Below are 24,144 nucleotides of genomic sequence, written 5' to 3'. Positions count from 1 at the left end.
GGCGACGCGCGCGCATCGCCCGAGCGTGCGCATGGCCTCGCGCTCGCGTCGCCGGCCCCCGCGGCTCACGTCCGAGCGCCCGTCCGCGCCGGCGCTCCTCCCCCCCCGGCGTCCGCTTCCGCCGCACGGGCCGCCCAGAACGCGCGCACGTCCTCGATGCGCTCGGTGCGGCGCGCGTCGGGCAGGCTGTCGAGCAGCACGCGGCCATAGCCGCGCGTGCGGATCCTGCGGTCCAGGATCGCGACGATGCCGCGATCGGTCCGCGATCGGATCAGCCGGCCGAAGCCCTGTTTCAAGGTGATCGCTGCCTGCGGGACGCTGTAGGCGATGAACGGGTTGCCGCCGCCCTGCTCGATCGCCGCGCAGCGGGCCGCGACGACCGGATCGGTCGGCACCGCGAACGGGAGCTTCTCGATGATCACGAGGCGCAGCGCCTCGCCGGGGACGTCCACCCCCTCCCAGAAGCTCATCGTCGCGACGAGCACGGCGTGCCGCTCCGCTCGGAAGCGGCGGAGCAGCGCGCCCTTCGGCGCGTCTCCTTGCACGAGCAGCGGGGCCTGCCGCCCCGGAGCGCTCCCGTCCGCCCGGGCCTGCGCCGAGGCGCGCGCGAGCCGGACGCGGAGGGCCGCGGCGAGCGCGTTCATGGCGCGGATCGACGTGCAGAGGAGGAACGCGCCGCCGCCCGTGATGCCGATGAGCTCGGCCGCACGATCGGCGGCGCGCTCGACGAACGCCGCGTCGGTCGCCTCCGGGAGGTCGCGCGGCGTGTAGAGCAGCGCGGCGCTCGGGTAGTCGAACGGCGACGGGACCTCGAGCTCGTCGACAGGGACCGGCACGTCCTCGTAGAGGCCCATCCGCGAGCGGAGAAAGCGGAAGCCCGCCCCGGTCGAGCCGCCCGTCGTCAGCGTGGCGCTCGTCAGCACCACGGCGCCGATCCGCTCGAAGACGTGCTCGCGCAGCATGTCGCCGAGATCGACCGGCGACGCGCCGAACGAGACGGCGCGGCCGCGCACCTCGACCCACGTGACCTGGTTCGTCGCGGGATCGACGATGCGCGCCGCGTCGTCCCGCAGCTGCGCGGCGCGGTTGCCGACGAGCTGCACCGCCTCGCTGATCGCGTTCGCGCTCGCGTACGACGCGAGCGCCTCGAGGTGGTCGTCCAGGCGGTGGTACGCGTCGAGCAGCTCGCCGGACCACGCGTCCCTCGCGAGCGGGCTCCTGGCCTCGCCGCGATCCCCGCTGCCGGCGGCGCCGCCCAGCGAGGCGAGCCGATCGAACAGCGCGTCCGCGGACTCGCGCACCACGGCCGTGATCGCTGTCCCCTCGCCGCGCCCGAGGATGCGATCGGCGAGGCCCGACGCGATGAAGGCCCGGTCCGCGTCGCGCAGCATCGAGTCGACCCGCGCGCGCGAGACGCGGACGCCGAAGAAGCTCGTCGCGATGTCCTCGAGCTGGTGCGCCTCGTCGAAGATGACCGCATCGTACGGCGGGAGCGCGCCGGCCCCGGCGAAGCCGCGGCGCGCGCCGGCGATCTTCAGCGCGAGATCCGCGAAGAAGAGGTGGTGATTGACGACGAGGAGGCGCGCTGCCTCGCTGTCGCGCTTCATCCGCGTGACGAAGCACCGCTCGAAGTGCTCGCACGAGGCGCCGAGGCGCGTCTCGCTGGACGACGCGACCTCTCGCCAGACCGGATCCCCCTCGGCGAGGTAGGAGAGCTCCGCGACGTCACCCATCTCGGTCTCCTGCGCCCACGCCTCGATGAGCGGCAGCGAGCGCCCCGCGGTCCCGGCGCCCGCGCCAGGGCTCGTCCGGAGCTCGTCGAAGCGCCGCAGGCACAGGTAGTTGCCGAGCCCCTTGACCAGCGCCGCGCGCGGATCCAGCCGGAGGTGCTCGGCCACGAGCGGCAGATCCTTCGTGTAGATCTGGTCCTCGAGCGCCTTCGTCGCGGTCGAGACGACGACCTTGCGGCCGCTCAGTATCGCGGGGACCAGGTAGGCGAGCGTCTTGCCCGTCCCGGTGCCCGCCTCGCAGAGGAGAACGCGGTCCTCCGCGAGCGCTCGTTCGACGGCGCTCGCCATCGCGAGCTGCCCCTCGCGGTCCTCGTACCCCTCTAGGCCGCGCGCAAACGGGCCCGAGGGCCCGAGCAGGCTCGCGGCTCGGTCGAACGGCATCGCGTACCGCTCACCGCGGCAGGGCAGTCTTCTCCAGCGAGAGGGCGAACCCCACCTCGCTGACGGCGAGCTCGAGCGACGCCACGCGCTTCTCGAAGTGGACCTCGCACCACGTGTCGAGCGTCCGCTCGGGATCGCCGGGGTCGCGGACCTGGCGGAGCGCGGCCTCGGCCTCGGTGTAGCCATGCGCCACGGCGGGCTCGGCCATCCCGCGCGCCCGCTCGAAGAGCTGCTCGTCCGCCGCTCCCGGGAAGTCGTTGCGCTGGGCGCGCACGACGAACCCGACCCGAAGCGGCTCGGCGCCGACGACGATCCCCGAGTCCATGAGAAGGTTCTCGCGCACCCGCTCCGCGACCTGCACGGCGTCGCCCCGGGTACGGTAGACCTCGAATCCGGCCTGGAGCAGGGCCCTTTTTATCTCCGCGGGTGTCGGCATCTTCCGCTGGTTTCCGGCTACCCCCAGCTGTCAGCAGGAACATCCATCGCAAAATTGCGGGTGTCTCGTCAAGCCGACAGCACCGACATCGCCGACGGAGTGTGGCGCTCTGGCGCGCCGGCGCGCTCGTGCGTGCTCACGAGCTCGATCGTGGCAACCGCGAAGGTCCACCTTCCAGGCCCTCCAGGCCTGCCACACCCTGCCGATCAGCCACACCATCCAGGAAGCACACGCCCACGATCGATCCGTCTGGCTCGTCTTGCACCCACATTATCCTACCTGGGCGCGGGGTTCTGCCATCGAGCCAGACCGTTAGTTCCGTACCAGGATCGAGTGAATTTTCTATCACCACCCGAAGCCCGCCGACGCTCACGTTCAGCGTCCAGCCGGCGACGGCGCGCTCGCCGGTCTCCAGGCGCACCCGTTCGCTCAGCTCGCGGCGGGGGCTCCTTCGCCGGTTGGCCAGGAGCTCAGGTGGAATCTGGAGCGACGGGGGTGTGAGGGTTCTGCGTCGAATCACGAAAGAAAATTACAAGCATACGCCGTGCCCGGGGGACAGAAATGTAGGCTCCGGTCGATATTCAGTATGGACGGGAGCTGGTTCCGTGGTTCCACACGCCCCGGCGGGGATCGCTGAACCACGGAAGCAGCTGCAGAGGCGGCTCAGTCAGTGCGCGTCTGCATGGTCAGTGCGCGTCTGCATGGTCGGGCTGGTGGCCGGAGCCGTCGTTCGGCTCCTCGAAGACGGAGACAGGCTCGAGCAGCGCCAGCTGCTCGCGCTTGATGCCTACGCCCTTGTCGGAGAAGAAGAGGTCGTTCTCCTGGAGCCGCGAGCGCACACGGGCGATGAACAGGATAGGCATGCCCGCCTGCGTGTAACCAAGCTGCACGAGCGTGCCCTTCGGCCAGTTGCCGCCGTCGAACGCGAGCTCCTTGCGAAGCGTGTAGAACCCCTCCGCGGGAAGGCGCTGCAGCGAGTCCGCCCACGTCGTGCCCCGGAACGCGACGGCTGGGCCGTGGAAGTGCCAGCGGTTGTGAACGTTGTGGTCGGGCGTCGTGACCGTCGGCAGACCGTTGTCCGAGTGGTTGTGGAAGGAGACGATGGTGCCAGCAGGCACCTTGTCCTCGTTTCCGGGGAGCGGTTTTGTCGTCAGGTAGAGGCCGCAATCAGGGAGCTGAGACTTCGAGCTTGCCATGGCCTGTGCCCCTAGCCCCGCTCTCGACCGCCGTCAAAGACACGCCGTCGACGCCGTGCTATGCCGCGCCAGGCCAAGGCGGGAGGCCGCTCGAGGAGCGAGCGGCGCACGCCCCGGGAGCGAGCCCTTCGTGAACAGACTGAGCCAAATCTTCGGCGCCGCCATCATCATCGCGATCGCCGTCGTCTTCATCGTCCAGTTCCGCCCGAGCACGGGCCCCGTGCAATCGGCCGGGAGCACCTGCGCCGTCGAGGTCCGAGGCAGCTGCATCTCCTCGATCGACTTCAACGCGTCGAAGAACCTGCTCGCGATGCGGAGCGTCGACGAAAACCGCCTCCGGGCGATGGGTTACCGGCGGCTCACCGCCGAGGGGCTCTACGAGCGGTGGCTCCTCAACGAGGACGCGAAGCGCCTCGGGATCACCGTCTCGGACGACGAGCTCACGAACGAGCTCGTCTCTGGCAGGGTGCATGTCTCGCTCCCCGCCGACAAGATCCGCCAGGTCGGTTACGCCCTCAGCCTCCGGGAAGACCTCACTCGTTACCTGGACGTTCGCAACCGCCAAACGAAGAAATTCGACAACAAGCAGTATGAGAAGCAAATCCGGAACATCACGAAGATGAGCCCCACGGACTTCCGCGATTACCAGCGGAAGGAGCTCATCGCGGCCCGGATGCGCGATCTCATCCGGACGCGGGTCCGGGTCGGCGAGAATGAGGCGTTCGAGCAGTTCTCGCGCGAGAAGTCCACCCGGACGCTCAGCTACGTGCGCTTCGACCGACGCTTCTACAGCGATCTCATCGTGGACACGTCGGAGAAGGCCATCCAGGCCTGGGCCGACAGCAACAAGGAAGAGCTCGACAAGGCCTGGGAGGGGCGCAAGGCGCAGTATCAGCCCGAGTGCCGCGTCGCCCGGACCCTCGTGGTCGAGGTGAAGCCCGACGAGGCCGAGCAGGGGCCGGAGGCCGGCAAGGCGGCCGCGAAGGCGCGGATCGAGGGCGCGGTCCAGCGCCTCAAGAAGGGCGAGAGCTTCGCCGACGTGGCCCGCAGCGCGAGCGACGATCCGAGCGCGGCGCGCGGCGGCGAGCTCGGCTGCGTGGCCAAGGGCCGCCTCAGCAAGCCTGTCGAGGACAAGCTCTTCGAGATGAAGGCGGGCGAGGTGTCGGACCTCATCGAGACCGAGGACGGCTTCCACGTGATCAAGCTCGAGCAGATCGCGAAGGACGCCGAGGCCGAGAAGATCGGCCGGCTGGAGACGGCGCGCGACCTCTACATCGCCCACGAGTCGGAGCGGCTCGCGGCCGAGGGGGCGAAGCAGGTGCTCGCCGCCGCCGCTGGCGGCAAGTCGCTGGAAGACGCGCTCGCCGCTTACATGGCCCAGCTCACGCCGGCGAAGGCGAAGGAGGGCGCCGCCGCCCCGGGCGCGAAGGCGACCGGCGAGGCCGCCGCGGCGAAGCAGGACGGGAACAAGGCCGCAGGCGCGAAGGAGGGCGGCCAGGCCGAGCCCGGCGAGGCGCGGGCCCCCTACACGATCGCGAACCACCCGAACCGGCCCACCGTCGAGACGAGCCTGCCGTTCAACGTCTCGGGCTCGCCCATCGCGGACGCGAAGGACAGCACCGAGGCCGCGCGCATCGCCTTCCAGCTCGACAAGCCGGGCGACCTGCCCAAGGACCTCGTGCCGCTGGCGAACGGCTACGCGGTGATCCAGCTCAAGGAGAAGACCTCCGCGAGCCAGGAGCAATGGGACAAGGACCGCGAGTTCTACACGTCGGCCATGCGCGCCGCGAAGCAGAACGACGCGCTCATCGGGTACATGCGCCGGCTGAAGTCGACGATCGGCAGCGAGGTGAAGTACGACCAGAACCTCCTCAAGGAGTCCAAGCCAGCCGAGGACGGCTCCGGCGAGCCGCCGCTGCCGCTCGAAGACGAGGGGGAATGACGTCGCTCCCGCTGCGTGACGCGCGCGACGTCGTCCTCTCGAACGGCCTCAAGGTCGTCCTCGTCCCGCAACCGCACGTCCACCGCGCCGTCGCCTCGCTGTACCTGCGCGTCGGCTCGCGGTTCGAGGACCAGCAGAACAACGGGATCTCTCATTTCCTGGAGCACATGGTGTTCCGGGGGACCCCGACGCTGCCGTCCGCGCACGCGCAGGCGCTCGCCTTCGAGCGCCTGGGAGGGACGCTCTATGCGGCGACCCACGTCGACCACGGCGTGATGAGCATCTCGGTGCCGCCGGCGAACCTGGAGCCGGTGCTCGCCCTGCTCGGCGAGGTGACCACGTCGCCACGGTTCACCGCGATCGAGGTCGAGCGCGGCATCGTGCGCGAGGAGATCCTCGAGGACCTCGACGACGAGGGGCGCGACATCGACGCGGACAACAACGCGCGCGCGCTCATGTACGAGCGACACCCGCTCGGCTTCACCATCACCGGCGACATCGACGCGCTCGATCGCTTCGACGAGCCGATGCTGCGCGCCCACCACGCCCGGCACTACACGACGGCGAACGCGGTGCTCTGCCTCGCGGGGCGGCTCGATCCCGAGGCGTGCGCGCGGGTCGTCGAGCGGCACTTCGGCGCCATGCCGCGCGGCGAGCAGGTGCCCGCCATGCCGCCGCCCAACGGGCAGAAGAAGCCGAGGTTCCGCTTCATCGAGAACCAGTCGAGCCAGACCGATCTGCGGGTCGCGTTCCGGGGCGTGAGCGAGCGCGATCCGCGCGAGCCCGCTGTGGAGATGCTTCTCCGCGTCCTCGACGACGGCATGTCGACGCGGCTGTACGAGCGGATCTGCGACCGGCTGGGCCTCTGCTACGACGTGTCGGGGATGTTCGAGGCCTACGAGGACGACGGGGTCGTCGACATCGCCGCGGGCGTGCAGCACGACCGCGCGACCGTTGTGGTCCGGGAGATCTTCGCGTTGCTCCGCGAGCTCGCCGAGGTCGGCCCGCGCGAGGACGAGCTCGCCAAGGCGCGGGACCGCCACCTCTGGTCGGTGGAGGCGATGCTCGACGACGCCGAGGCGACCGCCGGCTTCCACGGGCTCGCGGCGCTCGCCGACATCACGCGCACCCCGGAGGCACGGCACGAGGAGCTCGCCCGCGTCAGCGTCGCGGACGTACGCGACGCCGCGCGCGCGTTGTTCCGGCCGGAGCGCCTCACCGTGGTGGCCGTGGGCCTGCTCCGCTCCTCGGAAGAGGCGAAGCTGGAGAAGGCTGTCCGCTCGTTCGGCTGATCCGCCGGGAACCCCGGCCGCGGCGCGCCCGCGACGCGCTGCACCCCCGCGGCCCGCATCGCGCCCGACAGAGACGATCGCAGCGACAAGCAGAAGGCGCCGCGAAAGCGGCCGGCCACGGAGGTGCGCCCCCGCACGCGAGGCTGACTACGGCTGCTCGCCGCACCGGAGCCCCTGAGGCGCTGGGCGGCGTGGGTCGGGTGACCGATCCCACCCATGCCAGCCGGTCTTTCAGGGAGCGGAGCGCGCAGCGGCCACGACGATTGTATTTGCGTCTATGCGCATTCATACATATATAAAGCCGTGGTCACGGTTGCGGAGACGCCGGCTCAACCGGAGGAGGCGGTCGCGCGGTGCGAGCTGTACCGGCTCCTGTCGGATCCGGTGCGGGTGCGGCTCCTCGGCCTGGCCGCGGCGGAGGAGCTCGCGGTCGGCGAGCTGGCCGAGCTGCTCCGCGAGGGCCAGCCGAAGATCTCGCGCCACGCGGCCGCGCTCCGCGAGGCGGGGCTCCTGCTCGCCCGGCGCCAGGGGACGTGGACGCTGCTCCGCCTGGACCCGCGCGCAACGACCGACCCCGTGGTCGACGACGCGGTGCGCGCGGGCCAGCGCGCGTGCGCGGCGGACGGGACGCTCGCGCGCATCGAGGAGGTGCTCGCCGCGCGTGACGCCGAGACGCGCGAGTTCTTCGCGCGGGGCGGGCGGCCGCTGCGCCCAGGGCCACCGTCCGAGCTCGCCGCCTACCTCGCCGCGCTCGCGCCGCTCCTGCCCCATAGGCGGCTGGCGGTCGACGCAGGCACCGGCGACGGGGCGCTGCTCGAGGTGCTGTCGCCCATCTTCGATCGCGTCGTCGCGCTCGATCGCGCGAGCGCGCAGCTGCAGCTCGCCGGGGAGCGGCTGCGGCGGCGCAGCCTCGAGAACGTCGAGCTTGTGTGCGGCGAGATCGACGGGCCGGAGGTGATCCAGGCCGTGGCGCGCGCGCTCGGCGTCGATCCTCCGGAGGCCGGTGAGGCCCTGTCCGGGGGCGCCGACGTTGTCTTCGCGGCGCGCGTGCTCCACCACGCGCCGCAGCCGGCGAAGGCGATGCGCGCGCTCGTCGAGCTCGCGCGCCCGGCGGCGCCCGGGCTCGGCGAAGGCGCGCACGCCCGCGGAGGCGCGGTGTGCGTGCTCGATTACGAGGCGCACCACGATCAGGCCCTGCGGGAGCAGGAGGCGGACATCTGGCTCGGCTTCTCGCCGGGCGACCTCCGGGGCCTCGCCGAGGAGGCCGGGCTCTCGGGCATCGCGCTCCGGCGCATGCCGTCCGCCTGGCAGGGCGAAGGCCCGGATCGACACCTGGTTTGGCAGCTGCTCGTCGGCTGGCGCGGCGCGCGCACAAGCGCATTCACCGAAAAAGGCAAAGGGACACCATGACTGCTGAGAAGAAGCTCTCGTACAAGGTCGCCGACATCACGCTCGCCGACTGGGGTCGCAAGGAGATCCGCATCGCCGAGAAGGAGATGCCCGGCCTGATGGCGCTCAGGGCGGAGTACGGCGCGACGCAGCCGCTCAAGGGCGCGCGCGTCGCCGGCTGCCTCCACATGACGATCCAGACCGCGGTGCTGATCGAGACGCTGGTGGCCCTCGGCGCGGAGGTCACCTGGACGAGCTGCAACATCTACTCGACGCAGGACCACGCGGCGGCGGCGATCGCGGCGGCCGGCATCCCGGTCTTCGCCTGGAAGGGCGAGACCCTCGAGGAGTACGACTGGTGCATCGAGCAGCAGCTCTACGCCTTCAAGGGCGGCAAGGGGCCCAACATGATCCTCGACGACGGCGGTGATCTCACGATCGTCGCCCACGAGAAGCACCCGGAGCTCTTCGCCGGCGCCGACCCGATCCGCGGGCTCTCGGAGGAGACGACGACCGGCGTGCACCGGCTCTACGAGATGCACCGCGCCGGCAAGCTGAAGGTGCCCGCGATCAACGTCAACGACTCGGTGACGAAGAGCAAGTTCGACAACCTCTACGGTTGCCGCGAGTCGCTGGGCGACGGCATCAAGCGGGCCACGGACGTGATGTTCGCGGGCAAGGTCGCCGTCGTGTGCGGCTACGGCGACGTCGGCAAGGGGTGCGCGCAGTCGCTGCGCGGCCTGGGGGCGCGCGTGATCGTCACCGAGATCGACCCGATCTGCGCGCTGCAGGCGGCGATGGAGGGCTACGAGGTGAAGCGCCTCGAGACCGTCGCGCCGATCGGCGACATCTTCGTCACGGCGACCGGCTGCGAAGACGTCGTCCGGGCCGAGCACATGCTCGCGATGAAGGACGAGGCGATCCTCTGCAACATCGGGCACTTCGACTCGGAGATCCAGATCGCGTGGCTCGAGAAGAACCCGGAGATCAAAGAGGAGAACATCAAGCCGCAGGTCGATCACTTCATCTTCCCGGACGGCAAGCGGCTGATCGTCCTGGCGCGCGGCCGGCTCGTGAACCTCGGGTGCGCCACAGGCCACCCGTCGTTCGTGATGTCGACCTCGTTCTCCAACCAGGTGCTCGCGCAGATCGCCCTGTGGACGGAGAAGCACACGGTCGGCGTCCACCTGCTGCCGAAGAAGCTCGACGAGAAGGTCGCCGCGCTGCACTTGCCGAAGCTCGGGGTCGAGCTGACGCAGCTCACGACGCAGCAGGCGAAATACCTGGGCGTCCCCGCCGAGGGCCCCTTCAAGGCCGAGAACTACCGCTACTGAGCGGCGGGCTTTCGGCGCCTCCGCCGCTGGGGTAGGCGGCCGATCGATGGATCCTCGCCACAGCAAGGACGAAGCCCAGCGCACCCTCGACACCTACGCCCCCGCCTGGGGCGAGGATCTCGCCCTCCGCGTCTACACCTCCCGCCTGCTCGGCGCCGATCCGTCGCTCGTCCTCCACGGGGGCGGGAACACGAGCGTCAAGAGCACGGCCGTCGACCTGCTCGGCGATCGCGTCGACGTCCTCTTCATCAAGGGCAGCGGGTGGGACCTCGCGACCATCGAGCCGCGCGGCTTCCCGGCGTGCCGCCTCGCGCCGCTCCAGCGCGCGTGCGAGCTCGAGGCGATGACCGACGAGCAGATGGTCGCGCTCCTGCGCGGCCAGATGCTGGATCCGGCGAGCCCGACGCCGTCGGTCGAGGCGCTGCTGCACGCGATCATCCCCGCGAAGTTCGTCGATCACACGCACGCGGACGCGGTGCTCTCGGTCATCGATCAGCCCGGCTCGGCCGAGGTCGTCCAGGCGATCTACGGGGGCGACGCGCTCTTCGTGCCGTATGTGATGCCAGGCTTCGCGCTCGCCCGCCGCGTCGCCGAGATCGTCCGGGAACGCCTTGCGGAAGGGGCGCTCCCGTCGGTGATGATCCTCGACAAACACGGCATCTTCACGTGGGGAGAGAGCGCCGAGGAGAGCTACACGCGCATGATCGACGCCGTGACGCGCGCCGAGCGCTACATCGTCGAGCGCAGCGCGATCGTCTCGCACCCCACGGTCGCGACGGACCCCGACGTCCGCGCCGCCATCGGGCCGGTCGTCCGCGGCGCGCTCGCCCGCGCGTCGGGGCGCCCGTGGGTCTGCACGCTCCGCACCGGCCTCGACCTGCTCGCGTTCTGCGCGCGCGACGATCTGGCCAGGGTCTCACAGATCGGGTGCGCTACCCCGGATCACGTCATCCGCACCAAGGCGCGGCCGCTCGTCATCGACTGCCACGAGATCGGCGACACGGCGCGCTTCCGAGCGACGGTCGAGCAGGCGATCGCGAGGTACACGGCCGAGTACCACGAGTACTTCCGCCGCTCCTGCGCGGCGCGGGGCGTCGTCCGCGACGAGCTCGATCCGTTCCCGCGGGTGCTGCTGTTCCCCGGGGTGGGCGCGCTGTGCGTCGGCGGATCGCGCGCCGAGGCGGAGATCGTCGCGGATGTCTACGATCACACCGTGTCCGTGATCGAGGCCGCCGAGGCGCTCGGCGGGTACCAGCCGGTCCCGGAGCTCGACCTCTTCGACATGGAGTACTGGAGCCTCGAGCAGGCGAAGCTGAAGCTCGGCGCAGGCCAGAGGGGCCCGCTCGATCGGCGGATCGCGCTGGTCACCGGCGCCGCGTCGGGGATCGGCCACGCGACCGCGGCGGCGTTCCTCGCCGCGGGGGCGCACGTGGTGCTGGCCGATCGCGACGAGGAGTCGCTCGAGAAGGCCGCCGCCGAGCTCGGGGGCCGCCATCGCGGCCGCTGCCTGAAGGTCGCCTGCGACGTGCGCAGCGAGGCGAGCGTGAACCGCGCGTTCTCGCAGAGCGCGGCGCACTTCGGCGGCGTCGACGTCGTCGTCTCGAACGCCGGCCGCGCGTTCTCGGGCTCCCTCCACACCTCCGAGGGGCACGAGGCGCTGTGCGCGTCGCTCGAGCTGAACCTGCTCGGCCACCAGAACGTCGCCCGCGCGGCGGCGCGGGTGCTGCTCGCGCAGGGCTCGGGCGGCGCGATCCTGTTCAACGCGTCGAAGAGCGCGTTCAACCAGGGGCCCGATTTCGGCCCCTACGGCGTCGCCAAGGCCGCGCTCGTCTCGCTCATGCGCCAGTACGCCGTCGACCTCGGCCCCCAGGGCATCCGGGCCAACGCCGTGAACGCCGACCGGATCCGCACCGCGCTCTTCGGCGCCGGCTTGCTGGAGGCGCGCGCCCGCGCCCGCAACGTCTCTGTCGACGACTACTTCCGCGACAACCTGCTCCGGCGCGAGACCACCGCGGCCGACGTGGCGCAGGCGTTCCTCTACCTCGCGACCGCCGAGGCCACGACGGGCTGCGTCGTGACCGTCGACGGCGGGAACGCCGCCGCTTTCCCCCGCTGAGCGGGCCGGGTCAGAGCTCCTGCGCGCTCGGCCCGCCGCTTCCCCCGCCGAGCATGGATCCGTCGAGGGGCTTGTGGGCGTCGAGCCGGATCTTCTTCCAGTCCCCCGAGCGGAACTTCCACACCATGGTCGCGGCGAGGAGGACCACGTAAGCGACGCCGGCGCCCCAGATGCCCATCAGGCCGAAGCCGAGCGTGATGCCGAGCAGCCACGCCAGCGGGACGAGGCAGGTGAAGTGCAGGATGAGCTCCACGACCATCACGAACAGCGTGTTGCCCGCGCCGAACAGCGCCTGCGTCAGGATCATGCCGACCGCGACGAGCGGCGTGCAGATGCCCATCACCTGGAGCGGCCGGAGCGCCGCGGCCTGGACGAGCTCGCTGCTGCTGACGAACGCGAGGATCTGCCGGGCGAAGATCGCCTCGAGCAGGCCGACGATCCCGAAGATCAGGAGCCCCAGCCGGACGCTGGTCCAGCCGAAGCGCGCGGCCTTGTCGCCGTCCTTCTCGCCGAGCGACTGCGCGACCAGCGTCGCCGTCGACGTGCCGAAGGCGAGGCAGGCGGTGAACGTGAGCTTCAGGATCCCGACGATCACCGTGGTCGCGGCGCCGTAGACCGGCTCCGCGCGGCCGCCGGGACAGAGCGGCGAGACCACGCCCGCCGGAGCGACCTGGTCGAGCTTGCTGGCGATCGCGTAGAAGAGGGCGAAGCCCGTCATGATCGCGACGGTCGCGATGGCGCTCGGGATGGACAGCCTGAGGATGGACCAGACGAGCGGGGCCGAGAGCTTGCTCGTGGCGAACGGGCGGTAGTGGCGCCGGTACGTCGGCAGGAGCGCGTACGCGAGCATGATCGCGAGGCCGACGTAGGTCGAGATGAAGCCGGCCATGCCCGCGCCGGCGATGCCGTACTTCGGGATGCCGAGCGAGGCGTTGCCGAAGATGAGCAGGATGCAGAGCACGATGTTCAGCCCGTTCATCGCGAGGGCCGAGACCAGGTGGATGTGCGTCTTGCCGATCCCGTCGAAGAACGCCTTCAGCGCGAACGTCGCCGCCATCGACGTCACACCGAGCAGGCGCCAGCCGAGGTAGTCGAGCGCCGCCTGCCGCGCGTCCGGCACCTTGATGATGACGGACAGGATGTACGGCATCGTCAAGTACCCGATCGCGGAGAACACGACGCCGGCGACGATCGAGAAGAACAGGGCGTTCGCGAGGACCGCGCCCGCGTCCGCGGGGCGATTCTCCGCGAAGCGGCGCGCCGTGAACGCCTGCGTGCCGACCGAGATCGCGCTGAGCGAGCCGCCGAACAGCCACAGGACGATGAGCGACGGCAGGAGCGCCGCCTGCGCGTTCGAGGACTCGGGGCACGGCAGGTGCGCGAAGAAGACGATGTCGACCTCGTTGACGATGCTCTGGGTGAGCATCGCCGCCACGGTCGGCAGCGCGAGCCGCAGGATGGCGCGATGGGGAGGGCCCGAAGTAACGGCGTTCGAACCCGGCGCGGACAGGGCGATCTGAGCCATCGCAGGCTGCGCGGTATACAACGCCGCAGCCTATGCGCGAGCGAAATGCGCCGCGTGGCGCGCGGCTACTCGGCTTTCGCGACCCGGGACCGCCGCTTGTGACGGCGCCGCTTCGCTTCGCTGCGATCCTCGTGCGCTTCTTTCTCCGCCGTGTCAGCCTCGCCACGAGCGGGTGTCGCCGCGGCCGACTCGCGCGCCGCAGACGAGGACGAGCGTTCGCGCGCCTTCGGGTCGCGCTTCGCGACCTCGCGGGAGGCGCGATCCTTCGCGCCGCGTGCTGCAGGCTTGTCGGCCTTCGTCGCCGACGCACGCGCGGCCACCGCCGGGCCGCGACGGGCGGCCTCGTCCCTCGCGGCCGGCTTCGCCGCGTCGCTCTTCACGACGGCGGCCTGCGCAGGCGGCACGACCGCCCCGGGCAGCGCGGCTCCCGCTCGGGGCGCTGCCGGATCGGATCCGGCAGCGGGCGCGGCAGCGAGGGACGAGGGCGTGGTGGTCCCCTGCCCCGCCGCGCCGAGCGCCGGCGCCAGGGCGGCCGCGAGCGCTGCGGGGTTGGCAGCCGCCGCGGACGCCGGCGTGCCTTCGGCCGCCGCGAGCGTGTCTCCCGCCGGCATCGGTGCGGCGGCTGCCGCGAGCGCCGGCGCCTCCGGCGCTGCTGCTGGCGCTTCCGCGGTGACCGACGGCGCCTCCGGGGCCGCTGCCGTCGCGCCCGGCGCATCGGGCTGCGCGGTGTCGCCCGACGACGGCACCGCCTCGCCCGCGGCGCTCTCGTTGAGGAGCGCAGCGACGGTGGGGACGCGGGCCGCGATCTCGCGCCCCTTGCCGACGACGAGCACGCCCGCGAGCGTCATCGCGGCGGCCACCGCGGCGAACCCCAGCGCGCGGCGGCGGGTGCGCGCGCGAGCGGGCTTGCCCAGCGCGTCCAGGATCGCCTTTCGCATCTCGGCGGCGCTCTGGAAGCGGACGCTCGGATGGCGGGCCAGCGCGCGCATCACCAGATCATCGACGAAGGGCGGGATCTGCCGGGTCGGCGCGCGCTCGCAGAGGCGCTCGGGGCTGCCCTTGATCTTCGCGTCGATCAGCGCGACGAGGCTCTGCTCGACGAACGGCAGGCGCCCGGTGAGCATCTCGTAGAGGACGCAGCCGAGCGCATACAGATCGGCGCGCCCGTCGATGCGCCCCGACGCGGCCTGCTCGGGGGCCATGTACTCGGGCGTCCCGACGATCGCGACCGCGGCTCGGGCCGGCCCTTCGCCGGCGCCCGTCTCGTCCGCGACGGCGCGGGCCTCGCCGCGCGCGTCGGAGAGGCGCTTCGCGAGCCCGAAATCGAGCAGCTTCAGGCCCGCATCCGCGAGGGAGAGCGCCCCCTCGGCGCCGCACGGGCGCGTCAGGAACAGGTTCTCGGGCTTGATGTCGCGATGCACGAGCCCCTCGGCGTGCGCGAGCTCGAGCGCGCTCAGCACCTTCGCGGCCATCGCGAGCGCGTCCCTCCAGTCGACCGCGCCGCCGCGGACGAGCACGGCGTCGAGCGTCTCGCCCTCGAGGAGGTCCATGGCGCAGAACAGGCGGCCATCGGCGGCCATGCCGAAATCGTGGACCTTCACGAGGTGCTCGTGGGAGAGGCGCGAGAGGACGCGCGCCTCGCGGCGGAAGCGGCTCGCGATCACGTCGGTCGCGGAGTGCTCCGCGGAGACGACCTTCAGCGCCACGCGGCGCCCGAGATCGACGTGCTCGGCCTCGTGGACGGTGCTGCTCGCGCCCGTCCCGATCTCGCGCAGCAGCCGGTAGCGCGTCCCCGGCAGCGTGCCGTCATCCACGCGCTCGGCGGAGGCCATCGCTTCCGCGCGCGGGCTCACCGGCGTCACCGCGGTGGCGCGGTGGGCCTTCGCGGCGGAGACGAGGGCCGCGAACTCGCCGCGCGAGCGCCCCGGCTCGCCAGGGAACAGGCGCTGCATGAGGTGCGCGGCCCGAGCGCGCACGCCGCGCTCGCCGCCGGGCAGGGCGACCGCGGCCCCGAGGAGCGCGGCGAGGTCGCGCGCCGCGGCGCGGCTCGACGGGTAGCGGGCGTCCCTGTCGAAGGCCGTGAGCCGTCCGATGGCGTCGTCGAGCGCCGGCGGAGCCCCCAGCGACAGAGCGATCGGCGGCGGGTCGTTCTGGTTGCGCGCGACCGCGGCCATGTGCGTTTGCGCGTCGCCCTGGAGGAACCGGCGCCCCGCGCACAGCTCCCAGAGCATGATCCCGAGCGCATAGAGATCGACCCGCGCGTCGCCCGGGTCTCCGTTGGCGACCTCCGGCGCGACGTAACCCGGCTTCGCGAAGACGACGCCCGCGACGGTGTGGCAGCGTCGGTTCTGCCCGCGGGCGGTGCCGAAATCGATGATCTTCACGTCGCCAGCGAAGCCGAGCATCACGTTCTGCGGCGACAGATCGCGGTGGACGATGGCGAGCGCGGCGCCCGACGGGTCCCGGCGCTCGTGCACGTGGGCGAGCGCCTCGGCGATCATCGTCGCGATCGCGACGGCCTCCGCCCAGTCGAAGCGATGCCCGAGCTGCACCGCGCGGGCCCGGACCTCCCCGAGGCTCCGGCCCTCGACGTGCTCGACCACCGCGTACGGCTCCCCGGTCGCCGGGTCGACGTCCGCCTCGATGACCTGCGCGACGCCGGAGTGCTGGAGCTGCGCCTGCACCCGCGCCTCGTCCAGGAAGCGAGCGATGTAGCTCGGGTCGGACGCGTGCTCGCGGCGGATGATCTTCACGACGACCGGGCGCTCCGCCCCCTCGAGGCCGGTCGTGGACGCGAGGAACACCTCCCCCATGCCTCCCCGGGCGATGCGCCGCAGGAGCACGTAGCGGCCGAGCGGCCGGGGAACATCGTCCGCAGCGAAGCCGCTCTTGTTGGGCTCGTGCGAGGGCGGAAGAACCGGGCGAGGCACGGTCGCGGAGGAGTTCGCCATGAAGCGAACCTACCGGATGTAGGACAAGGTGGGCCAAATTCGAGCAGGGTCGCTGCGCGACGCGGAAACCGGCCGCGCTCCTGCTGACGCGGTTCGCCTGATGCACCGGTTCGACACAGGGGCTCTCCAGTTTATCCACAGGGTTATCCACACCCTGTCGACAAGTCGCGTCCTCGGACGGTACCCTGGAGAAGCGTCGGGATCCGTCCTGGAGGCCCAGAAGTGCCGCGTTCCCGCGGGACGCGGGCCATTGCTCTCCTTGCACGCCTCGGCTAATCCTTGCCAGGGATGTCGCGACACGCTGTCCAGCGCCTGATGACCGTGCTGACGTTCGCGTTGGCGCTGGTCTTCCCGCTGACAGCGCGCGCTGTGATCGTCCCGGTGTGCGAGGACGACCTGATGACGATCGTCGCCCCGCCGGACGAGCCGTCATGCACCGTCCTGACCAGCGTCGACGACGCGACCGGCGAGACGAGGGACGCGCCCATCTGCGATCCCCGCGGCGCTTCCTCGGTCGCGCCGCCCCGCATGCTCCCGATCACCGACGCCCGGATCGACGCGGCGCCTGGATGCGCCGGGAGCGATGGCGGGCCGATGGTCGGGCCGAACTCGCGCCATTCCGGCGCTGTGAGCGAGCTCTCCAGCGCTCCCCAGCAGGCGCTCCTCCTTCCGGAGCTCGTCCTCCCTGCCCCGTGCGCGCCCGTCGCGCTCTCCTCGTTCGCCGTGACCTCCGGCGGGCCGCGTCCCGGCGTCGAGCAAGGCGTCTACCACCCGCCTCGATGAGGCGAGCTCGCCGGCAGCCCACACGCGATCGCGCCGCGCGGTCTCTCGGAGACCGCCGCTCCCGGCGCGGCGGTGGGCTGTCGCGCGATCCGGAGCGCTTGCCGGTCTGACCCGAGCCCTCTGGGCGCTGGTCCGGGCCCACGTCGCGCAGGCTCGCCCTCCCCAGGGCGACGAGCCGTCCGCGATCGAGGCCTGGCGCAGGCGCCGGCGCGCTGGGGTCGAGAGCGGCCCTGGCGCTCCTCCGGGGGCTGCGCCGCGCGCACGCGCGGCGGCGGCTCCCTCGGCCCGGGGTGGCTCGCCGCCCCGGGAGCTAACGATTGGCGATCTTGTCGCGGGCGCTGCACCCGGTGTCGCGCCCGCGTTGAAGGAGGGGCCCGCCTGGCGGAGCCCCACCACGTTGAGAGAGGAAACATCATGAACAAGGGAACAGCCATCGTCGGCTTTCTTCTCTGCTTCATCGCAGGGATGGGGCTGATGTGGAGCATCGATCGGAGCGCCGGCTCGCGCGGACATGACGTGATCGTGAGCGCCGACGACGGTCAGCCGTGGACCGACGAGGACGCGGCGGTCCCGGTGTCGTCGAAGGACCCCATGTGGGGCACGCGGGCGGCGCCGGTGACGATGGTCGTCTTCAGCGACTTCGAGTGTCCGTTCTGCAGCAAGGTCGAGACGACGATCAACCAGCTCAAGGAGAAGTACGGCCCCGAGAAGCTGCGCATCCTCTGGAAGAACAACCCGCTCCCCTTCCACAAGAACGCGCGCCCGGCGGCGCTCGCGGCCGAGACCGTGTTCCGCCTCGGCGGCTCGAAGGCGTTCTGGAAGTTCCACGAGCTCGCCTTCCAGAACCAGAAGAGCCTCTCGCCCGAGAACTTCGAGAAGTGGGCCGGCGACGCCGGCGTCGACAGGGCGAAGTTCAAGGCGGCGTTCGATCGGCAGGAGTTCATGGCCAAGATCGACGCCGACATGGCGGTCGGCAAGACCTCGGGCGTCACCGGCACGCCCGCCTCGATCATCAACGGCGTGTTCCTGAGCGGCGCTCAGCCGATCGACAAGTTCACCTCCGTCATCGACGAGCAGCTCAAGGCCGCGCAGGCGGCGGTCGCCGCGGGGACCAAGCCCGACAAGGTGTACGCGAAGCTCGCCGCGGAAAATAAGGCGAAGGCGCCGCCCCAGAAGGACCGCGAGCGCCCGCAGGAGGACGACAAGACCATCTGGAAGGTGCCCGTCGGCGAAGCGCCGGCGAAGGGCCCGGCCACCGCGCTGGTCACCATCGTCGAGTGGTCCGACTTCCAGTGCCCCTTCTGCAGCAAGGTCGTCCCGACCTTGGACGAGATCCTCAAGACCTACGGGGACAAGGTCCGGTTCGTCTGGAAGAACAACCCGCTCCCGTTCCACCAGCGCGCCGAGCCCGCGGCTGAGCTCGCGATGGAGGCCCGCGCGCAGAAGGGCGACAAGGGCTTCTGGGATGCGTACGAGCTGCTCTGGAAGAACCAGCAGAAGCTCAACGACGAGGACCTGCTCGGCTACGCCAAGGAGCTCGGGCTCGACGTCGAGAAGGTGAAGGCCGCGATCGCCACCAAGAAGCACGGCGCGTCCATCGCCGCCGATCAGGAGCTCGCGGACGACCTGCAGGCGTCCGGGACCCCGCACTTCTTCATCAACGGCCGCCGGCTCGTCGGCGCGCAGCCGATCGACAAGTTCAAGTCGATCATCGACGAGGAGATCAAGAAGTCCGAGGGGCTGCTCGCCAAGGGCGTCGCCGCCAAGGACCTCTACGCGGAGATCATCAAGGACGGCAAGGAGCCGCCGCCGCCCGAGCGCAAGGAGATCTCCGCGCCGGCGCCGAACAGCCCGTGGAAGGGCGGCGAGAAGGCCAAGGTCGTGATGCAGGTCTTCTCGGACTTCGAGTGCCCGTTCTGCAAGCGCGTCGAGGACACGGTCTCCCAGATCTCGAAGACCTACGGCGACAAGCTGAAGATCGTGTGGCGCCACCGGCCGCTGCCGATGCACAAGAACGCGCCGCTCGCGTCCGAGGCCGCGCAAGAGGCGTACGCGCAGAAGGGCAACGCCGGGTTCTGGGCGTACCACGAGACGCTCTTCGCGAATCAGGGGCAGCCGGACGGCCTCTCGCGCGCCTCGCTCGAGAAGTACGCCGAGGAGCAGGGCCTCGACATGACGAAGTTCAAGAAGGCGCTCGACGCGAGCACCCACAAGGCGTTCGTGGACTCCGAGGGCGCCGTCGCGGACAAGGCGGGCATCAGCGGGACGCCGGCGTTCGTCGTGAACGGCTACTTCATCAGCGGCGCGCAGCCGTTCTCGAAGTTCAAGAAGCTCATCGACAAGGCCATGAAGGAGGCCGGCGAGACCGCGCCCGCCGGGGTGAAGGTCGACGCCGTCAAGAGGCCGGCGCCCGCCGCGCAGCCGGCCGCCGCCCCCGCCGCCCCCAAGTGAGCCGCAGCGCGGTTCGCTCTCTCCCCTCCCCCTGACCCTCCCTACGCGCCCCACCCGACGGGCGGCTCCCGCTGAGCGGATGAGCCGCCCGCCTCCCTGCACGACGCGGGATCCGGTGGACCTCCCTCTGCGCGCCCTCTGTCCGTGAGCCGTGCGCGCGCCGCTCCCACGGGAAGCGGCGCCGCGAGCCGCGGCCTCGCGCCGGGACCTGCTCCGTGGCTACGGCATCAGCCGGTGGTGCGGAACCGCGAGCGCCCCTCGGAGATCCACCACGCGCGGTAGCGCTCCTGGGCGGCCTCCCGCTCCTGCCGCGGCAGGTCCTCGTAGTAGCCGAAATACTCCTTGGTGATGCCCTTCAGCTCGTCGATCGCCGCGCGGCGGATGGCGGGCTTCTCGTGCGTGAGCGCGTCGATGATCCACTCGATGCGATGGCGCTCGCCGTTCCTCGACCACCACGACAGCCACCTGCGCGCGTCGCGTCCGTGATCGTCCCGCGTGATGACGACCAGCGCCCGCGTCGCCGCCTCGACGATCGCCTCGTGAGGGTCGGTGAGCGCGCTCATGAGCGCCGGCACGCTGGCTCCGGAGCGGATCTCGGTCATCGTCTCGATGGCCGCGAGCCGCCGGGTGGGCGATTCCTCGCGATCGCGCGCGATGTGATCGAGCCCCTGCAGGATCGGCCCGCCCGCGAGCGGCACCGCGATCAGCGAGGCGGCCGACTGGATCGCGATCCGCCGCACGGCGATGCTGTCGTCGAACAGCCGCGGGAGCAGCGCGTTGGCGGCCTCCGGGTACGGCAGCTCGCCCAGCACGTGCGTGGCCCACAGGCGCACCTCGGGATCGGGCGAGGCGCTCCGCACCGTCATGAAGGGAAGCGCCGGGCGCCGGATCGCGACGATGAGCTCGAGCAGCGGTCCGCACTGGGAGGCCGGGGGCGCCGCGGCGACGATCGCCGCGCCCTCCGGACCGGAGAGCTGCTCGCGGAAGCGCTGGCGATCGACCCGGAGCGGACCGGGGAAGCGCGCGGCGACGATGGAGATCGCCGTCTCGCCGTTGCGCACGAGTTCGGCGAACGCCCTCGCGCCTGCCTCACCGCCCGCGAGGACGTGCTGCAGGAGCGAGGTGTACTCCGCGCGCAGGTCGCCAGCCGGCGACGACGAGACCGCAGCGCGCCGCTCGGACGGGGGCCTCGCGTACGCCGCGGAGGTCTCGACGGCGACAGGCGTGCGGCGGCGCCAGGAGGGGCGACCGACGGCCGGCGCCGGTCCGAGCTCCCGTTGCTCTTCGGCGCCCGGCGTGATCGAGCTGTCGAGCATCCACGGAGGCCGTGAGTACCGCTTCGTCCGCGCCTCTTCCGGCTCACCGAGATCGAGATCCTCAGACGTCGAGAGGGCTGGCGACGCGGGGATCTCGAGGTCGGGGATCTCGTCGATGATCGCCGACGTCGACGGGGCGATCGGCGCTGGCGGCGGCGTGGCCGCCGGCATCATCGGCGCCTTGACCGCCGGCATCATCGGCGGCGTGACCGCCGGCATCATCGGCGCCGTAACCGCCGTGCCCGACACGACGTCCACGTCCTCCTGGAGGCCCAGCCGGAACTGCGGATCCGTGCCGAGGTTCTGTGTGTGCGGCGTCGGGGCTGGCGGGATGGTCGAGCTGAAAGCCATCGCGTGCGCCACACCTTCGTCCGACGGCACGGGCTCAGCCTCCACGCCCGTGCCGCGCAGGCCAAATGCCCGCGCGACGGCATCGATCCCCGAACCGCCGTCCTCTGTGGACCAGCCGCCCTGCGTCCGCACGGCGTGCGGCGCGACATCCGAGGCGTCGGCGAGCGGGGGCTCTCTTACGTCGCGATCGGCGTCCGCGGCAGGCAGCTGGGCTCCCGCGGCGACGTCTGAGCCGTGCACCTCCGCGCGGACCATGCTGCTCAGCTCCATGAGCGCAGCGCGTGTGCGCAGTGAGAGCGGTCCATCCGTAACCTGCTCGTCCATCGGCGCCGCGGCGTCCTGCGACGGCGCAGCGGTGTGCTGCGACGGCGCAGCGGCGCCCTGCGACGGCGCAGCGGCCCCTTGCGACGGCGCAGCGGCCCCTTGCGACGGCGCAGCGGCGCCCTGCGACGGCGCAGCGGCGCCCTGCGACGGCGCAGCGGCGCCCTGCGACGGTGCGGTGGCGGGATGCAGCGGCGCGGACGCCTTGAGCGGAGGCGTGGCGGCATCATGAGGCGCCGGGCCGTCGCTCTGCTGGGCTCCGCCGCTGCGGTTCAGCTTCTTCCGCAGGATGAGCCGCTCCAACACCGTCGCCGCGATGCCGGCGAGCGCGATGAGATCGCCGATGTTGGAGAGCTCGACCGAGGTGGCGCCGTCGTCACCGTAGATGAGCGCTACCGCGCGGCCGCGCACGACGATCGGGACGACCGCCACGGCAGCCGCGTGCACCTTCCTGCCGAGCTCGCGCTGGAGCTCGGCGTCTGGTGCGCTGCCGGCGAGGGCGGTGACGAGCGGCGCGCGGAGCGCGCGCGCCCTGGCGAGGGCGCTCGGACGCTCGAAGGGCACGGCGATCTTCGCGACGCGCTCACGCTCGGCGCCTGGACCTGAAGCGTTGCGGCCTTCAGCGCGCTCGCCGTGCACCGTGAACAGGACCGTGTACTCGAAGTACTGCTGAGCGAAGTCGAAGAGGACCGCGAGCACCTCCTCGCTCGATCCGACGGCGGCGAGCGCCTGCTCGGCCATGGCCAGCGTGAAGGGGCCCTTGCGCCTCTGCGCAGCCGGCGCCGACCGCCCCGCTTCGCGCTTCGAGACCTTCGCCGCCGGTGAGCTCGCCGAGAGCTCATGTCGCTCCGCCGGAGGACCCGCATGGGCCGGCGCCGCGGGTACCGACGCTGCAGGAGCCGGCGCCGCGGGTGCCGACGGCGCCGGTGCCGGATCCGCGGGTGCCGACGGCGCGGGAGCTGGCTCCGCGGGTGCGGATGCGCCGGGCTCACGGTGGAGCGCCACGGCGGGCCGCGGAGGTGTCTCTTGCTGAGGACGGTGCGCAGCAGAGGCCCGCTTCAACCAGCCCTTCAGCAGCTGCGTGCCTGGCACCGGCGAACGCACGCCGGATGGCGCCGGCTCCGGCGAGGCCGCCGCTGCCGGGGCCGGCGCCGGGGTTTCCTCGGGCGGCGCCGGGGCTTCCACGGGCGGCGACGTGTGCACCGCCTCCGATGTCGCGAACGAAGCGAGGCGCGGTGCGAGCTGCTCGGGGCGCGGCGTCGGCGCTGCCGGCTCGTTCGCGGGCTCTTCCTGCGACGCAGCCACCTCGCCGGGATGCGCGGCCTCCGCGCCGGGATCCGGCGCGGCGAGGTCGCCCCAGGCTTGCGCCGCAACGGCGCGATCGCGCTGCGGCGCTACGTCGGCGCGGTGGGAGGCGACCACCTCGACCCGAGGCGAGTGCGCCTCGGGATAGCGGAGCGAGGACAGATCGAGCGGGTACGCAGCGACGACCGTCGGCTCGTCATCCATCTCGTGGAGCGGCGGCTTCCTCGGCGTGGGCACCGCCTCGTTGAGCGCGACCTCCGCGACGACCGTGTCTTCATCGTAGATCGAGGTCAGCGACTCCACCGTCGGAGCATCCTCGATGCTGGATCGCTTCTGCTGGGTCTCAACAGCATCGTCGGGATCCTCGACGCTGGCCGGTGAAGCCGCGTGGACCCCTGGAGGCGCCGGGGCGTCGACGCCTGCCGGCGAGGTCGCATCGGCGGCAGGGGGCGACGCCCCGGCGATCTCGGCCGATGGATCCGCGACGCCGTCGGCTGGAGGGGCGGCGCCGATCTGCGCGGGCGAGGCGACGTCGACCGCTGCGCGTGGAGCCGCGTCGGCGCCAGCGGGTGAGGCCGGCGGCGGCGACGCCCCCGGCGCGACCGCGGCGCCCGACGCGGTCGACTCGTTCGGGCTCGGCTCGGCGCGCGCGTCGAGCTGCTTCACGAGCCGCGACAACCGCCGCTCGAGGGCGACCCCGTAGTGCTCGGCGAGCGCCTGGCGGATGCGCACCAGCGGCGCGGCGAGCTGCCGCAAATTGACCCCCAGCGCGAAGCTCAGCTCCTCCGCCACGGCCACCGCGAGCGGCTCGGCCGTCGCGATGACGAGCGTCGCCTCCCGCTGCAGGGCCCCCGTCGCCGCCGCGTCGAGGCCTGCGCGCACGTCGAGGGGGAACACGCGGTGCTGGACCGCAACATCGACCGGGATCGTCCGGAGCACCTCGGGCGACGCAGGCCGCAATCGACCCACGGCGGGCGGGAGCCCGAGGCTCTCCGCGAGCAGCGCCGTGAGCTCCCGCTCGTGCACCGCTCCCAGCTCCAGCACATTTGTGGCGAGATCACCGCCGTGGAGCACCTGGCGGGCGATCGCCTCCTCGACCACCCGCATCGAAGTAACCCCATGCTGCACGAGGAGAGAGCTCAGCGTCGGCATCGAGGCGCATTCATCGGTGGGCGGTGGAAGTTGGAGCACGCTCGCGACGTGCGACCCCGTCCATCCTAGACGAAGTCTTCATCGGACACGATCCGCGCGTTGCGCGCCTGGGC

14 protein-coding genes are annotated in these 24,144 nt (G+C 71.8%); 7 read left to right on the top strand and 7 right to left on the bottom strand.

The window, feature by feature from the left end:
* Positions 1-65 precede the first annotated feature (65 nt).
* The 4 genes from WME90_RS15470 to WME90_RS15455 all read right to left on the bottom strand — a co-directional run bounded on the left by WME90_RS15470 (position 66) and on the right by WME90_RS15455 (position 3,803).
* Entirely contained in the window at positions 66-2,171 is a 2,106-nt protein-coding gene (locus tag WME90_RS15470) for an ATP-dependent DNA helicase (protein ID WP_437281883.1), read from the bottom strand.
* 10 nt (positions 2,172-2,181) lie between these two features.
* Positions 2,182-2,607: a hypothetical protein gene (locus WME90_RS15465; protein WP_437281882.1), complete on the bottom strand. Its 426-nt coding sequence runs from the start codon at positions 2,605-2,607 to the stop codon at positions 2,182-2,184.
* Between the two features lie 136 nt (positions 2,608-2,743).
* Positions 2,744-3,127 carry a PilZ domain-containing protein gene (locus WME90_RS15460; protein ID WP_437281881.1) on the bottom strand — a complete coding sequence of 128 codons (384 nt, stop codon included), beginning with the start codon at positions 3,125-3,127 and terminating at the stop codon, positions 2,744-2,746.
* Between the two features lie 166 nt (positions 3,128-3,293).
* The gene (locus WME90_RS15455) at positions 3,294-3,803 is read right to left on the bottom strand and encodes a hypothetical protein (protein ID WP_437281880.1); all 510 of its coding nucleotides are present in this window, start codon (positions 3,801-3,803) and stop codon (positions 3,294-3,296) included.
* Positions 3,804-3,933: 130 nt separating this feature from the next.
* Between WME90_RS15455 and WME90_RS15450 the strand changes: the two genes are divergently transcribed.
* The 5 genes from WME90_RS15450 to WME90_RS15430 all read left to right on the top strand — a co-directional run bounded on the left by WME90_RS15450 (position 3,934) and on the right by WME90_RS15430 (position 11,876).
* Complete coding sequence (locus tag WME90_RS15450) at positions 3,934-5,745, top strand: peptidylprolyl isomerase (RefSeq protein ID WP_437281879.1); 1,812 nt, start codon at positions 3,934-3,936, stop codon at positions 5,743-5,745.
* On the top strand, positions 5,742-7,037 hold the full coding sequence (locus tag WME90_RS15445) for a M16 family metallopeptidase (protein WP_437281878.1): 1,296 nt from the start codon (positions 5,742-5,744) through the stop codon (positions 7,035-7,037). The genes WME90_RS15450 and WME90_RS15445 overlap by 4 nt, the downstream gene beginning before the upstream one ends.
* 303 nt (positions 7,038-7,340) lie before the next feature.
* Positions 7,341-8,447 carry an ArsR/SmtB family transcription factor gene (locus WME90_RS15440; RefSeq protein WP_437281877.1) on the top strand — a complete coding sequence of 369 codons (1,107 nt, stop codon included), beginning with the start codon at positions 7,341-7,343 and terminating at the stop codon, positions 8,445-8,447.
* On the top strand, positions 8,444-9,760 hold the full coding sequence (gene ahcY / locus WME90_RS15435) for an adenosylhomocysteinase (protein ID WP_437281876.1): 1,317 nt from the start codon (positions 8,444-8,446) through the stop codon (positions 9,758-9,760). The genes WME90_RS15440 and ahcY overlap by 4 nt, the downstream gene beginning before the upstream one ends.
* Before the next feature lie 46 nt (positions 9,761-9,806).
* A complete protein-coding gene (locus tag WME90_RS15430) occupies positions 9,807-11,876 on the top strand; it encodes a bifunctional aldolase/short-chain dehydrogenase (RefSeq protein WP_437281875.1) in 2,070 nt (689 codons plus the stop codon).
* A 10-nt stretch (positions 11,877-11,886) separates the two neighbouring features.
* On the opposite strand, the gene WME90_RS15425 is transcribed toward WME90_RS15430, so the two are convergent.
* Positions 11,887-13,401, bottom strand: a complete 1,515-nt coding sequence (locus WME90_RS15425; protein WP_437281874.1) for an MATE family efflux transporter — start codon at positions 13,399-13,401, stop codon at positions 11,887-11,889.
* Positions 13,402-13,466: 65 nt separating this feature from the next.
* On the bottom strand, positions 13,467-16,352 hold the full coding sequence (locus tag WME90_RS15420) for a protein kinase domain-containing protein (protein WP_437281873.1): 2,886 nt from the start codon (positions 16,350-16,352) through the stop codon (positions 13,467-13,469).
* Positions 16,353-16,640: 288 nt separating this feature from the next.
* Between WME90_RS15420 and WME90_RS15415 the strand changes: the two genes are divergently transcribed.
* Positions 16,641-17,135, top strand: coding sequence for a hypothetical protein (locus WME90_RS15415; RefSeq protein ID WP_437281872.1), 495 nt, complete (start codon positions 16,641-16,643; stop codon positions 17,133-17,135).
* 414 nt (positions 17,136-17,549) lie between these two features.
* Entirely contained in the window at positions 17,550-19,586 is a 2,037-nt protein-coding gene (locus tag WME90_RS15410; protein ID WP_437281871.1) for a DsbA family protein, read from the top strand.
* A gap of 227 nt (positions 19,587-19,813) precedes the next feature.
* Here WME90_RS15410 and WME90_RS15405 read toward each other — a convergent pair whose 3' ends face one another.
* The gene (locus tag WME90_RS15405) at positions 19,814-24,031 is read right to left on the bottom strand and encodes a hypothetical protein (protein WP_437281870.1); all 4,218 of its coding nucleotides are present in this window, start codon (positions 24,029-24,031) and stop codon (positions 19,814-19,816) included.
* Between the last annotated feature and the right edge of the window lie 113 nt (positions 24,032-24,144).

Origin of the sequence: Sorangium sp. So ce375, from assembly GCF_051473855.1 — a bacterium.
GTDB lineage: Bacteria > Myxococcota_A > Polyangia > Polyangiales > Polyangiaceae > Sorangium.
This window is presented reverse-complemented; position numbering and strand designations above follow the sequence as displayed.